Consider the following 12945-nt stretch of genomic DNA (forward strand, 5'->3'; position numbering starts at 1 on the left):
GACGAACGGCGGGGACAACCGGGACGGGCGGGAGGGACATTCCCGGCCCGCCGTCACGCCACTACGCGGCCTTCGCGGGAGTGGCGGCCTCCGGCTTCTCCTTGCGCACGAAGGCATCCACCACGAGCATGCCTACGCCGATGCAGATGGCCATGTCCGCGACGTTGAACGACGGCCAGGCGGCCTTGTCGTACCAATGGGCCTCCAGGAAATCGATGACGAAGGCCCGCGCCACGCGGTCGATGTAGTTGCCCAGCGCGCCGCCCAGCACCAGCGGCAGGCCCCACAGCGCCCACACCTCCGCGGGGTCCTTGCCGGACAGCTTCCGGAAGTAGAAGACGATGAGCAGCACCGCGCCCAGGCTCACCAGGTGGAAGAGCGGGCCGCGCACGTTCGGGGCCAGGTTCCTGAACATGCCCCACGCCGCGCCCGGGTTCTCCGCGTAGCGCAGGCGGAAGAAGTTCTCCGCCACCTCCACGTGCGTTTTCGGCTGGAAGTGCAGGCCTCGGAAGCCCGGCTCTTCCGCGGGCGAATAGAACTCGCCCAGCCGTTCCGACAGCGTGGTGGCCCCGTCGAAGCGGGTCGTGAGATCGCGCACGACCAGGTACTTCGTCCACTGGTCCAGCACGATGACGCCCAACGTGAGGGCGAGGAGGATGACGTATTTGCGCGGCACGGAGAGGGCTTATACCAGCCCACCCCCGCGCGTCACGGCTGCGGGCTGCTGCCCTGGGGCAGCGGCTGAGCGGCGGCTGCCTCCGGCCGGCGCACCGAGTCCAGGAGCATCAGCGCCACGCCCACGCAGATGGCCGCGTCCGCCACGTTGAACGTGGGCCAGCGCATGCCCGGCTGGTTGCGCCAGTGCCAGTCGATGAAGTCGATGACGTAGCCCCGGATGAGGCGGTCCACGAAGTTGCCCAGCGCGCCGCCGGTGATGAGCGCCAGCGCCACGCGCACCAGCTTCTGCGACGGCTCCGTCTTCCGGTACAGCGTCAGGATGAACCCCAGCGCCACCAGGCTCACCACGTGGAAGAACGCCTTGCGCGCCGTCTCCGGAAGGTTGGAGAACATGCCCCACGCCGCGCCCGGGTTCTCCACGTAGCGGAAGTGCCAGTAGTCCTCGATGAAGCGGTACGGCCGGGTGTTCTTGCGGAACACGCCCTCCACCGGAGGGTCGTTGTCCAGGTTCTGCTCGCTCAGGAAGCCGGACACGCGCGCCATGCCGCTGCGGCCATCCAGCGCTTCCGTCAGCCGGGACACGGCCAGGTACTTGGTCACCTGATCCGCCGCCAGCACGGCGAGGACCACCACGAGGAGAAGACGGAAGGAGGCTTTCATGGGGTACCCGAACCTCTATCGCGCCCCCGGGAGCCCTGACAACCCGGACCCGGGCCGCACGCCGCCGGCCCGCCTGCCCTCTCCCTCCCGGAGTCCGCCCGTTTCGGGCATGGTGCGCCCATGGCGCCTGTTGAGCCCGACGTGAAACCTTCCACTCCCGACATTGCCCCACCCGGAACCACCGCGCCGCCGGCGGCGAAGCCGACGTTGATGGCGCGCTTCAAGGCGTTGCTCCTGGAGTACGGCCCGGTGGCCTTCGCCCTGTACTGGCTGAGTTTCTTCCTATCGTTGGCGGGCTTCTGGGCGGCCATCCGCGCCGGCTTCCAGCCGGAGGGCACGGGGGCGCAGGCGGGTGCGTGGGGCGCGGCGTACGTGGCCACGCAGGTCATCAAGCCGCTGCGCCTGGGCGCGGTGTTCGTGCTGACGCCGCTGGTGGCGCGCATCCCGCCGGTGGCGCGCTTCCTGGAGCGCAACCGGCACAAGTGGAGCAACCTGCTCTGAAACGGCGCGGGCCGGGCACCGGGGAGCTCCCGATGACCGGCCCGAGTTGCCTGCGGGGTGCCCGTTAGAAGTTGGGCGTGCGGAACGTCTTGATGACGCCCATGTGCTGCATGCTGGACGCGCCGCTGTCGGAGTTCAGCGCCGGGTAGATGTCCGAGATGGGCGTGTACACGCGGCTGTCGAGCACCAGTCCGTTGTTGAAGGTGCTGGTCCCGACGACGGTGGGCACCTGGTACTGGCGCAGGTCGGAGTCCACGATGACATGGTCGTAGGGCTTGCTGCGGCCGGCGTTGGTGCCCTCCTTGCCGTTCTTGTCCGCGGGGTGCGGGCCCGCGATGTCGACCACCTGCTTGAAGGTGGTGAGGCACGCCTCGGAGCGGGAGTCGGTGTTGAAGTCACCGCCAATGGCCAGGTAGTCGCCCTCGGGGATGTTCGCCTTGATGTAGCCCACGAGCTGGGTGGCTTCCGCGTTGCGGTTGCTGGAGCTGGTGGTGAGCAGGTGGACGCTGATGGCCCAGAGGTCGCGAGGCCCGGGGATGTCGATGCGGGCCCAGGCGAAGTCGCGGTTGGAGACCTTGGCATCCTTCCACTCGCCCGACTCGAGGATGGGGTAGCGGCTGATGATGCCGTTGGGGATCTGCGCGCCGGTCTCGCGGTAGTAGTAGAAGCCCGCGCCGATCATATCGACCATGGAGCGCATGTCCGAGGCGGAGTCCGACTTGTAGTTGAACTCCTGGATCATCACGACGTCGGGCTTCACGCCCTGCATCAGCCGGATGCCGTGGCCCGGGTCGTAGTCCTGGCCGTTGCCGCTGGAGAGATTGGCCGCCATCAGGCGGATCTGCGTGTAGCCACCGTCGGTATCCGTCTCGCCAATCGGGCCCGCGTCCGCGGAGCCACCGTCGGTCGTGGTGCCCGCGTCCTCGGTGGTGCCTGCGTCGGTCGTGGTGCCCGCGTCGGTCGTGGTACCCGCGTCGGTCGTGGTACCCGCGTCCTCGGTGGTGCCCGCGTCGGTCGTGGTACCCGCGTCCTCGGTGGTGCCCGCATCCACGGACGTGCCCGCGTCCACCTCGGTGCCGGCATCATTGGAGCCCGAATCCACATCGGATCCGGCGTCCTCGGTGGTGCCCGCATCGTCCGTGGTCTGACCCGCGTCGGATCCGGCATCGACGGTGGTGCCCGCGTCAGTGCGGGTCCCGGCATCGACGGAGGTCCCCGAGTCCGGAGGCGTGGTGGGCTCTTCGCCCTCGCCGCAAGCGAGGGCCAGGAAGCCCATCGCCAGGAGGGGGCGGAGATACGGGGAGAGCTTCATTGCCATGCAGGGCCTGGATCCTTGCTTCCGAGGGTGTCGAGGGGGTGACCCATCGGCTTCGGCGCGCCGACTGGCGCGTGAGTATAGAAGTTTGCAAGAAGGCTGTCCTCTGACCGCCCGTGAGGATTGCGTCACTGCCTTTCAAGAATCCGAGATTTTCGTCGCTCCGCAGCTGGGGAAGGCGGGGATTCAAAGAAAGGCATCACGGGCATTGGCTACGACGCAGCAGGACGTGAGGAGTCCAGGATGTCATCAAGGCAGCTCACGGTGCGGATCCACGGCGCACTGAACGACTTCGTCGCACCAGAGCGCCGGGGACAGGCGTTCACGCACGTGCTGCAGGGAAGCCCGTCCGTGAAGGACCTCATCGAGTCGCTGGGTCCACCGCACCCGGAGGTGGACGTGGTGTTGGTGGATGGAGCACCGGTGGACTTCGCTCACCGCGCGGAGGAAGGCACGAGCCTCGACGTGTATCCGGCGTCGGATCCATCAGCGCCGCAGGTGGCGAGGGAAGCGCGAGTGGGGCAGCCCCTCCCGGAGATGCCGCGCTTCATCCTGGACGTGGGGTTGGGGAGGCTGTCGGGCTTCCTGCGGATGCTGGGCTTCGACACGCTCTGGCGCAACGACTCCGCGGACGACCAGTTGGCGCGCCTGTCCCACGACGAATCGCGAGTACTCCTCACGAGGGACCTGGGCGTGCTGAAGCGCTCGGAGGTGGTGCACGGCTACTTCCCGCGAGCGACCGACCCCGCGCACCAGTTGGTGGAGGTGGTGAGGAGGTACGGCCTGACGTCGCGCATGCGGCCCTTCTCCCGCTGCATCGCCTGCAACGCGCCCCTGTCCACCGCGACGCCGGAAGAAGTGCAGGGCCGCGTCCCGGAAGGCGTGGCCCAACGCCACAGCCACTTCCAGCAGTGCCCCGGCTGCCAGCGCGTCTTCTGGCCCGGCACGCACCACCAACGCATGCAGAACCTGGTGGAGACGCTGCGCAAGCTGGAGGCCACCAATCCCTAGGCAGTCCCAATTCCTGACAGGAGCATTTTCGCCACGAATTGGACGCACCCTTGGGAAACGGGTTCATTGCCATCCGGCCAACATGACCCTTCCTCATTCCCGTCTCCTGCTCTTGGGCGCCGCGATGTTGATGGCTTGCGCTTCCAGCAAGCCCCCTGTCGTCTCGGCTCCCGCCGCCACCAGCCAATCCCTCTCCACACCCAAGGCGCGCGTCCTGGCCGTCCCCCACTGGCTGGGACACTACAAGCTCAAGATGCGCTCCCATGGCACCTGGATCCAGGGTGACAAGCGTTTCGACTGGGCGGACCAGCTCGAGTTCAGTGGCATGTTCCGGATTCACATGGATGCCGCCCGGGGGGAGGGACATGGCACCGTCCATCACGGATGGGTCAATCTCACCAGACGCTCCAAGACGACGGACGGAGCCCAGATCACGGAGGAGCTGGACGGAGGGTGCTCCGATTCCGTGCCCGACGTACCCATGGACGTCCTGTCATTCCCCACGGACGACACGTTCCTGTTCCGGGGGTTCGTCGCCCAGGCGGAGTACCTCCGCTGCGCCGCGTTCCGCAAGGTTGCCGGAGGCGAGCCTCAGAGGACCGAGGTCACGGCCCCCGCGTTTCCCTCTCTCCCGGCCGCGCTCTTCACGTTCCCCATACCCGATGGAGGCAAACCGAAGCTTCCGGGCCGACTGCGCTTCATCACCCTTGGCGACAAGGTCGTGCAGGAGATCCCCTCCACGCTCCGTTGGGGGGAGACGCCTATCGAATGGGAGATCGATTGGCGTCTCGGCCGTGAGGCAACCAACGGACCCACGCTCAGGATGCAGCCCGAAAGCAGCGAAGCCTATGACAACTGGCTTCCCATGGGCCCCAAGCTCGAGCCGCAACCCCAGCCCTGAGCCTTGCTTTCAGCTCAATGCCTCACGGCATTTGAGACAGACATCATCCCCTTGCCCCACCGCCTCGGAATACACCCAGCAGCGCGGGCACTTGGTGCCCAGTGCGGGAAGCACCTCGACGGAGAGCGACGCGCCGTCACCGAAGGTCTGTGAAACATCCAAGGCCTTCGCTGAATCAGACGGATCATTCGCCAGCTCCACCTGGCTCACGATGAACAGCCCGGGCAGCTCCGCGAGGTGCGCCTCCAGCATCTCGCGGACCGCGCCCGTGGCGCTCAGCACCACCCGGGCCTCCAGTGAAGCACCGATGCGCTTGTCCCGCCGCGCCACTTCCAGCACGCCCTGTACCGCGCTGCGCACCGCGAAGAGCTTCGCGTAGCGCGCCTCCAACTCCGGCGGCATCACGGCGCCCACGTTCGTGAAGCCCGCCAGGAATACGCTCTTCGTGCGCTCGCCCGGCAGGTGCTGCCACGCCTCCTCCGCCGTGAAGCTCATCACCGGTGCCAGGAGCGGCAGCAGTACCGTGAGCACCTCGTGCAGCACGGTCTGCGCGCCACGTCGCGCAGGCCCGTCCTGCTTCGCCGTGTAGAGCCGGTCCTTCAGGATGTCGAAGTACACGGCCGACAGGTCGTTGGCGCAGAAGTCCACCACCGTCGCGTAGACGAGGTGGAACTCATAATCCTCGTACGCCTGCCGCACGCGCGCGGCCACCTGTGCCAGCCGTCCGCGCGCCCACTGGTCCAGGGGCAACAGCTTGTCCCCTGCCACCGCGTCCTTCGCCGGGTCGAAGTCGTGCAGGTTGCCTAGCGCGTACCGCAGGGTGTTGCGGATCTTCCGGTAGCCCTCCGACAGCCCCTTCAGGATGGCGTCCGACAGGCGCACGTCGTTGCGGTAGTCGCTCGCCGCCACCCACAGGCGCAGCACCTCCGCGCCGTACTGCTGGATGACCTTGTCCGGGGCCACCGTGTTGCCCCGGCTCTTGGACATCTTCTCGCCCTGACCATCCACCACGAAGCCATGCGTCAGGCACGCCTTGTAGGGCGCCACGTCGCGCGTGCCCACTGACACCAGCAGCGAGGAATGGAACCAGCCCCGGTGCTGATCACTCCCCTCCAGGAACAGGTCCGCCGGCACACGCTGCCGCTTCGCCAGCACCGCGGACGCCATGCACGCCGAGTCGAACCACACATCCAGGATGTCCGTCTCGCGGTGGAACTCGCCCTTGCCGCAGCGCGGGCACGTGAAGTCCTGCCCGAGGAAGTCCTTCACCGGCGTGCGGTACCACACGCCCGCGCCTTCCTTCTCCACCGCCGCCGCCACCCGCTCCATCACCTCCGGAGACACCACCGCATCGTCGCACCCGTCGCAGTACGCGATGGGAATCGGCACGCCCCAGCTACGCTGCCGGCTGATGCACCAGTCCGGACGGCCCTCCAACATGCCGCGGATCCGCGACTGTCCCCATGACGGCACCCACTGCACCTGCTCCACCTGTTCCAGCACCACCTGCCGGAACGTCTGCGTGCCGTGGAACGGCGCGTCCATCGGGATGAACCACTGATAGGTCGCCGCCTGGATGACCGGCTGATGGCAGCGCCAGCAGTGCGGATAGCTGTGCGTGACGGTGTCCGACCTGTCATTGAGCAGCGCGCCCCGCTGCACCAGCAGATCCAACACCACCGGGTTCGCCTCGAACACGCGACGGCCCGCGAGCACCTCGCCCACCGTGTCGTCGTAACGGCCGTCCGCGCGCACCGGGTTGTAGATGTCCAGGCCGTACTTCAGGCCGACCTCGTAGTCCTCCTGGCCATGTCCCGGCGCCGTGTGCACCAGCCCCGTGCCCGCGTCCAACGTGACGTGCTCGCCCAGCACCACGCGCCCCTGCCGCTCCAGGAACGGGTGCTGATACGTCACGTGCTCCAGGTCCTCACCCGTCGCGTACGCGAGGATGCGGGATGGATCCACCAGCGCAGGAGAGGACACCTCGCCCGTGGGCAACTGCACGTGCTTCACGGCGAGCTCGTCCGACTTCACCTCCGCCAGCACCTTCGCCAGCAGGTCCTTTGCCACGCAGAGGACGCGGTCCTCCAGCCGGTAGAAGACGTATTCGAACTCGGCGTTCACCGCGATGGCCAGGTTGGCCGGCAGCGTCCAGGGCGTGGTGGTCCAGATGACGAAGGACACGCGCTGCCCTTTCAGCTGCGGCAGCTTTTCCACCAGCGCCGGCCCCGCGTCGAAGGCCACGTATGCGGACGGCGACGTGTGCTCCGCGTACTCCACCTCCGCCTCCGCGAGCGCGGTCTGGTCCTGGAGGCACCACGCCACGGGCTTCTTGCGGCGGTACAGCATGCCCCGGCGCGCGAACGCGGCCAACTCGCGGACCTCCTGTGCCTCGTAGCTGAAGTCGAGCGTCCGGTAGGGCGCGTCCCACGTTCCGAAGACCCCCAGCCGCTGGAACTCCGCGCGCTGGATGTCCACGAACTCCAGCGCGTACTCGCGGCAGCGCTCCAAGAGCGCGTCGCGCGACAGCGTGCGCTTGTCCAGCTTCTGTTCCTTGAGGCGCTTCTCCACTGCCTGCTCGATTGGCAGACCGTGGGTATCCCAGCCGGGGATGAAGTCACACGGGCGTCCGGTGAGGTTCCGGAACTTCACCACGATGTCCTTCAGCACCTTGTTGAGCGCATGCCCGGCATGCAGGTGGCCGTTGGCGTACGGCGGCCCGTCCGCCAGCACGAAGGGCTCACGGCCCGCGTTCTTCGCGAGCAACTGTGTCCACACGTCCTGCTCCCGCCACCAGGCGAGCAGGCGCGGTTCGAGCTGGCCCAGGTTCCCCTTCATTGGGAACTCCGTGCGCGGCAGGTGGACGGTGGCGTCGAGATCCTTGCGGGAGGGGGCGTCGCTCATGGCTTGAGCGCCCGTAACACCCTCCCGCCGGTCCTTCAATCACACCCGCGGACTCACTCGTCGTGGTGGTCGTCGCCGTGTTCGTGCGTGTGCGGCTGGGGCGTGTTCTTGCCCTTGCCCTTGGGACACTTCTTGGCGCACTTCGCCTTCGCGGCCTGGAACGCCTTGGTGCACTTGTCCGTGCAGTTCCTGTCCTTGGCGGAGCACTTCTTCACACAGGCCTGCATCGTGGGGCCTGCGTTGATGGAGCACTTCTCGTCGCACGTCTGCGCGAGCGCCTGGGGCGCCACCAGCACCGCGCCCAACGCCATCAGTCCCAGCCAGCCCCGCACCGCGATACGCGTCATCATGTCGCTCTCGTCTTCCCTTGCCCGATGGCGTCACTTGCCCGGGCGAATGTCATCGTCCGCCGCCACGGCCCGGCGCACCAGCCGCACCGCCACCGGACCGTCCTTGGTGACCGCCACGTTGAGCGAGACCTCTTCCGTGGAGGACTTGAACACGCGGGGTTGGATCTCCTTGAACCCCGCCTGGGTGAGCACCTCGCGGTAGAAGGCCTCCACCTCGGTGACCGTCTTGCCCGCCACCGAGTAGCTCACCGTGCGCGAGCCTTCCGTCGCCGCCGTCAGCACCCCGGAGCCGCCGGGGAAGACAGGCAGCCCTGCCGGCTGCGGAGCCTTCGCCGCGCCCAGGTTGGCCTGGCCCAGGAACACCGTGGTGGTGCCGTCCGGGTTCACCTGGAGGATGGCCGTGTAGGAGATGAAGTTGCGCGTGTCGAGGCCCGTCACCATCGGCTCTCGCAAGAGCTGAGGCTGCTTGTACGCCTCCTGCACCGAGAAGCCCCAGGACTGGAAGCGGTCCACCACGCTCTGGAGGATGACCTGCGGCTTCTCCTTGCTGCGCACCGCGAGCAGCTTCACCGGCACGCCATTGGCGTCCACCTGTCCCGGCACGTCCACGACGCTGACGGTCTTGGGGATGTCCCAGGTGAAGTTGGCCCGCTGCGCCCACGCAGGGGCGGCCCCCGCCAGCGCCAGCACCAGGCTCCAGCGCGCGATCAAACGCTTCATCCCCGGTTCCTTCCTACTGCCGGTTCGACCGCGCGGCCTTGACGGACTTGCCCGACTTCGGACCCGTGTCGCCTTCCGGCTTGGGGCAGCGGGACTTGCACTGGTTGAACTGGGCCTGGAACTTCTGCGCGCAGCGCGCGGAGCAGGCCCGGCTGCTGTCCTTCGCCGACCCCGGGCTGCTCGGCGCCGGGCAGGCGGTGATGCAGGCGTTGAGCGTGTCCCCGTTCTTCGTCGCGCAGTCCGTGTTGCAGGAGCTGCTGTCCGCGCGCGCGGGAGAAGCCGCCAGGCACATGCCCATCACCAACGCCAGAACTCCACCCGACAGCAGGCTTCGCTTCTTCATCTCAGCAGTCCTTTCCAAGGAAACAGCCGCCATTACCGGTGCGATCCAGATAGCCCAGACCGTAATGGGGCGTGGTGATGCCAATCATCGCGCCGGGCGTCGTGTTCCACAGGTTGCCCAGGGCCGCGGGCTTCATGAAGTACTGCATGAAGTTGCTCTCCTCACCCGCCGCGCTCATCCAGAAGGTGTTCTCCCGCTGCATCAGCACCAGGGGCGGCAGCGGGTTGAAGAAGAGAGCGTCCATGGCCAGGAAGCTGGCGAAGGTCGGGATGGGCAGCGTCGTGGGCTCGTAGACGAGCTTCGTGGCCGAGTAGAACGGCACGTTGGTGCACGGCACCGCCATGTCCTGGAACAGCAAACAGGTAGAGGATTCGACCTCGTTGGACAGGCCCCAGTCATCCACGAGCATGGAGAAGCGGCCCCGGCAGGTGCCGCCCACCGCGCGGCCAATGCCACACACCTGGATGTTGGCGTTGGCCGCATCCTGGTGCTGCTCGTTGTACAGCCCCGTCTCCGAGCTCTGGTCCAGGAACCGGGTGGGGATGTTCCAGGAGCTCAGGTTCGCCTGGGACGTGCACGCCGTGCCGCCCTCGTCACGGTAGACCAGCCGGGTCAGCACGGGGCCATTCCAGTCCAGGCCCCCGTTCCGGCTGCAGTTCACGCGCAGGTCCGAGCCCCGCGTGAACACCTGCGTGATGGTGTCGCCGTGGTTGACGGACGACAGGCCATTGAAGTCCGCGTACCTCGCCTGCGCGTCCTCGCCCGCGCGCTGCATGGAGTCATGCGCCGAGCCATAGTCCACAGGGATGTCGTGCATCTCCCCGTGCGTGCCATTCCACAGCGCGGACACGGCGGCCTCCTGCACCTTCAGCGACAGGAAGCCCACCTCCGCGAAGTGGATGCCGAACACCAGGATGGTGATGAACAGCGTGACGCCGAGGGCCGCCTCGACGATGGACTGGCCCCGCGCCTTCTGGCGGCGGCGACGAAGGTGGCTGTGCATCACTGGAACCCCCTGAAGCCCACGCGCCGCAACTCCTGGATGGTGGCGGCGGCGGAAGGAGCGCTGGAACCCAACGTATCGATCGCGTCCTGAAGACCCGACTCGTCCGTGTCCACCGGCACCAGCGTGGCGCGCCAGTACGGGTTGAGCAGGTTGGGCGGCTCGCTCCAGTGGGAGAAGCTCGCGCTGCGGCCACGGTGGTAGTACGCGATGCCCGTGGACAGCGCCGTCTGGACGCCCAGCGGCGTGACGCCGTCCGCCATGGTGGCGCTGGTGTTGTCGAACTTGCCCGCGTTCGGGTTCGGATTGGCCGCCTTGAAGCGGAAGCGGAACGCCAGGTTCCACGGGTCCTGCTGCGCGAGGGGCATGTTGGTGCGGTCTCGCTGGATGACCGCGAAGTTCTTCGGCTGCCCGTAATTGTTGTCCGCGCCGTTGGGCCACAGCTCCGTCAGGTTGTAGTCCATGAACGGCGGCCAGATGCCCGGGCAGCTGGACGGGCCGCCCAGACACGGCGCCAGCATGTGCCGCGCGAAGGGCGCAGGATCCGTGCCGCCCAGCCACATGTGCATGGGCGTGGGCATGACGCCACCGGAGGCCGCGAACAGGGCCGTGGTCGGGACCGTACCGCCCACCATCACCGGGCACGGCGGCCCACCGCCATGCGCGATGTGGTTGTAGATGAAGGCCACGACGCCCTCGTCCTCGGCCGAGACGGCGGGAGCGTAAGGGGGAAAGAGCCCGTACTGGAGGATCGGCTTGCCGAAGTGGGCCGTGCCCGCGGCGAACGGGAGCGTGACGATGTCCGGCGGCATGATGACGAAGGCCAGGTTCGCCTCGTGCGCGATGTACTGCTCGATGGTCCGCGACGTGACGAAGGTGAAGCCGCGGCTGCCCATGGCCGCGTCCACGCTGTGGGCCACCGTCAGCGGCAGCGGATCACATACCGCACCGCCACCCACGCACGCCGTGTTGTCCGCCAGCTCGTTCCGGGAGACGTTGCCCGCGGATGGCGCCAACCACCCCGCGTCACGCGGGTTCTTTCCCGCCACCAGGTCCCCAAGGATGTCGTTGGCGAAACCCTGGTTGCCAACCTTGTCCTCGAGATCCATGTAGTTCGTCAGCGAGGAAGCATACAGCGCGCCCGCGGCCAGCTGGTGCAGACGCATCTGCAGGCCCACCATCGGATCCATCGACTGGAAGACGGCCTCCACGCGCAGGTCCTCGCGCTGGAGCATGGTGATCAGCCGGCCCAGGTCCGTCACCCCACGGATGCCGCACTGGCACATGCGGGCGCAGAAGCCGTTGGACCAGGCGCAGGGGCAGCCCGCGGCGGCGAACGCCTGGTAGACGGGCACCCACACGCCGTAGCCGATCTTCGCCGCGTTCAACTCGCCCCGGTAGAGGCTGGCCCAGCTCAGGAGGCTGGCCGCGCCCGCGTTCGCCACCATGTGGGCGATTTCGGCGCGGTTGCTGACGGCGATGGTGTTGAACGTGCGCGCCGTGGCCACCGCGTTGGAGTACGCGGCCGCGTCCGCCACTGTCTGCACCTCGATGCGCTCGCGCACCTTCATGGTGAACGACAGCGTGAGGGCCACCATCAGCAACAGCAGCAACATGCTGAGGACGAACAGCACCAGGGTCTGACCGCGCTGGGGGGAGGAGCGCTTCATCGTTTTCACCGGGGACAGGCCATGGTGGCGAAGAAACGCGACTTCACGGGCGTCATCATTCGCATGGTGAACGTGGTGATGATGGGGAACACGTACTGCCGGTTGAGCACGCGGTCCGCCAGCTCCATACCCAGCTCGCCGTCCAGATCGTGCACCGCCGTCACGTCACTGCCGTTCCAGTTGGCGTTGCGCTCGGCGACGATGAGCGGGTTCGCGTCCGTGTAGGGACGCAGGTTGAAGTGCGCCAGGAACATGCGCGACATCACCCAGTTGGCGAACGGGATGCGCAGCGGGTACCAGAACACCAGCTGCACCTCCAACCGCCGCAGGTGCCCCGGCCGGTCGAAGTCGCTGTCCTCCGGGCTGTCCACGCCGCCGCCCGCCAGGTCCCGCTGGATCCACACGATGCTGCGGTTGTGCACGCCGTCCAGGCCCGGGCCCGAGTAGCGGTTGTTCATCCGCGCCGCGAACGCCTCCGCCAGGAGCCGGGGCGCGTCCGAACCCGCGCCTCGGGCCAGCGGACCGTTGAGCGAACCCGTCCCCTGCCCCATGAACGAGTGGAAGGTCGGAATCAGCGCCAGGATGGCCGCGTGGGTCATCCGCTCGCAGTCCCCGTGCGCCACGCTGCCCGCGCGCGTCGCCCGGAAGGCCGCGTAGTGCGTCATCACCCGCGCCTGCATCATCAGGAACAGCTGCAACGCGCCCAGGATCAGGAACGTCACCAGTGGCAGCGACAGCGCGGCCTCCACCAGGGCCTGGCCGGATTCGCCTGCTTCACGGGGGGATCGTGCGCTCATACGGAGGCTCATCCTGCGGGATGGGGGAATCTCGCAGTATCCGTCAAGTGACCGCCGACACACTGCGTCGGGGTCTGAAAGGGGGGCCGGGA

At 67.6% G+C, this 12945-nt stretch carries 13 protein-coding genes; 3 read left to right on the forward strand and 10 right to left on the reverse strand.

The features are described 5' to 3' along the window. Positions 1-61 precede the first annotated feature (61 nt). Complete coding sequence (gene lspA / locus GTZ93_RS23270; protein ID WP_139917510.1) at positions 62-676, reverse strand: signal peptidase II; 615 nt, start codon at positions 674-676, stop codon at positions 62-64. Positions 677-708: 32 nt separating this feature from the next. Then, complete coding sequence (gene lspA, locus GTZ93_RS23275) at positions 709-1338, reverse strand: signal peptidase II (RefSeq protein WP_120575561.1); 630 nt, start codon at positions 1336-1338, stop codon at positions 709-711. 141 nt (positions 1339-1479) lie between these two features. On the opposite strand from lspA (GTZ93_RS23275), the gene GTZ93_RS23280 reads away from it, so the two are divergent. After that, complete coding sequence (locus tag GTZ93_RS23280; protein WP_233596744.1) at positions 1480-1839, forward strand: hypothetical protein; 360 nt, start codon at positions 1480-1482, stop codon at positions 1837-1839. Positions 1840-1903: 64 nt separating this feature from the next. Here GTZ93_RS23280 and GTZ93_RS23285 read toward each other — a convergent pair whose 3' ends face one another. After that, positions 1904-3157, reverse strand: a complete 1254-nt coding sequence (locus tag GTZ93_RS23285; RefSeq protein WP_139917512.1) for an endonuclease/exonuclease/phosphatase family protein — start codon at positions 3155-3157, stop codon at positions 1904-1906. Between the two features lie 240 nt (positions 3158-3397). Here GTZ93_RS23285 and GTZ93_RS23290 point away from each other — a divergent pair, with 240 nt between their 5' ends. Together GTZ93_RS23290 and GTZ93_RS23295 are read left to right on the forward strand one after the other, a co-directional pair. Next, a complete protein-coding gene (locus tag GTZ93_RS23290; RefSeq protein ID WP_139917514.1) occupies positions 3398-4165 on the forward strand; it encodes a Mut7-C RNAse domain-containing protein in 768 nt (255 codons plus the stop codon). 112 nt (positions 4166-4277) lie between these two features. Continuing rightward, positions 4278-5066 carry a hypothetical protein gene (locus GTZ93_RS23295; RefSeq protein ID WP_139917516.1) on the forward strand — a complete coding sequence of 263 codons (789 nt, stop codon included), beginning with the start codon at positions 4278-4280 and terminating at the stop codon, positions 5064-5066. Positions 5067-5075: 9 nt separating this feature from the next. Here GTZ93_RS23295 and ileS read toward each other — a convergent pair whose 3' ends face one another. From ileS to GTZ93_RS23330, 7 genes are read right to left on the reverse strand one after another with little or no spacing between them, the layout of a single operon-like run. After that, positions 5076-7970: an isoleucine--tRNA ligase gene (gene ileS / locus GTZ93_RS23300; protein ID WP_139917518.1), complete on the reverse strand. Its 2895-nt coding sequence runs from the start codon at positions 7968-7970 to the stop codon at positions 5076-5078. A gap of 53 nt (positions 7971-8023) precedes the next feature. Further along, a complete protein-coding gene (locus GTZ93_RS23305; RefSeq protein ID WP_120575555.1) occupies positions 8024-8320 on the reverse strand; it encodes a hypothetical protein in 297 nt (98 codons plus the stop codon). 30 nt (positions 8321-8350) lie between these two features. Further along, positions 8351-9040, reverse strand: a complete 690-nt coding sequence (locus GTZ93_RS23310; RefSeq protein WP_139917520.1) for a hypothetical protein — start codon at positions 9038-9040, stop codon at positions 8351-8353. A 13-nt stretch (positions 9041-9053) separates the two neighbouring features. Then, positions 9054-9383, reverse strand: a complete 330-nt coding sequence (locus GTZ93_RS23315; protein ID WP_139917521.1) for a hypothetical protein — start codon at positions 9381-9383, stop codon at positions 9054-9056. 1 nt (position 9384) lies between these two features. Beyond that, positions 9385-10386 carry a TadE/TadG family type IV pilus assembly protein gene (locus tag GTZ93_RS23320; RefSeq protein ID WP_139917522.1) on the reverse strand — a complete coding sequence of 334 codons (1002 nt, stop codon included), beginning with the start codon at positions 10384-10386 and terminating at the stop codon, positions 9385-9387. After that, positions 10386-12056 (reverse strand): pilus assembly protein TadG-related protein, encoded by a 1671-nt coding sequence (locus GTZ93_RS23325; RefSeq protein WP_139917523.1) that lies wholly within the window; start codon positions 12054-12056, stop codon positions 10386-10388. The genes GTZ93_RS23320 and GTZ93_RS23325 overlap by 1 nt, the downstream gene beginning before the upstream one ends. A gap of 5 nt (positions 12057-12061) precedes the next feature. Next, the gene (locus GTZ93_RS23330; RefSeq protein WP_120575550.1) at positions 12062-12853 is read right to left on the reverse strand and encodes a TadE family protein; all 792 of its coding nucleotides are present in this window, start codon (positions 12851-12853) and stop codon (positions 12062-12064) included. Between the last annotated feature and the right edge of the window lie 92 nt (positions 12854-12945).

The sequence above is a fragment of the Corallococcus exiguus genome, assembly GCF_009909105.1.
Lineage (GTDB): Bacteria > Myxococcota > Myxococcia > Myxococcales > Myxococcaceae > Corallococcus > Corallococcus exiguus.

Coding starts and splice junctions, on each gene's coding strand:
- lspA (WP_120575561.1), bottom strand. CDS start 1,338: ATGAAAGCCTCCTTCCGTCTTCTCCTCGTGGTGGTCCTCGCCGTGCTG.
- GTZ93_RS23285 (WP_139917512.1), bottom strand. CDS start 3,157: ATGGCAATGAAGCTCTCCCCGTATCTCCGCCCCCTCCTGGCGATGGGC.
- GTZ93_RS23290 (WP_139917514.1), top strand. CDS start 3,398: ATGTCATCAAGGCAGCTCACGGTGCGGATCCACGGCGCACTGAACGAC.
- ileS (WP_139917518.1), bottom strand. CDS start 7,970: ATGAGCGACGCCCCCTCCCGCAAGGATCTCGACGCCACCGTCCACCTG.
- GTZ93_RS23305 (WP_120575555.1), bottom strand. CDS start 8,320: ATGATGACGCGTATCGCGGTGCGGGGCTGGCTGGGACTGATGGCGTTG.
- GTZ93_RS23310 (WP_139917520.1), bottom strand. CDS start 9,040: ATGAAGCGTTTGATCGCGCGCTGGAGCCTGGTGCTGGCGCTGGCGGGG.
- GTZ93_RS23315 (WP_139917521.1), bottom strand. CDS start 9,383: ATGAAGAAGCGAAGCCTGCTGTCGGGTGGAGTTCTGGCGTTGGTGATG.
- GTZ93_RS23320 (WP_139917522.1), bottom strand. CDS start 10,386: ATGCACAGCCACCTTCGTCGCCGCCGCCAGAAGGCGCGGGGCCAGTCC.
- GTZ93_RS23325 (WP_139917523.1), bottom strand. CDS start 12,056: ATGAAGCGCTCCTCCCCCCAGCGCGGTCAGACCCTGGTGCTGTTCGTC.
- GTZ93_RS23330 (WP_120575550.1), bottom strand. CDS start 12,853: ATGAGCGCACGATCCCCCCGTGAAGCAGGCGAATCCGGCCAGGCCCTG.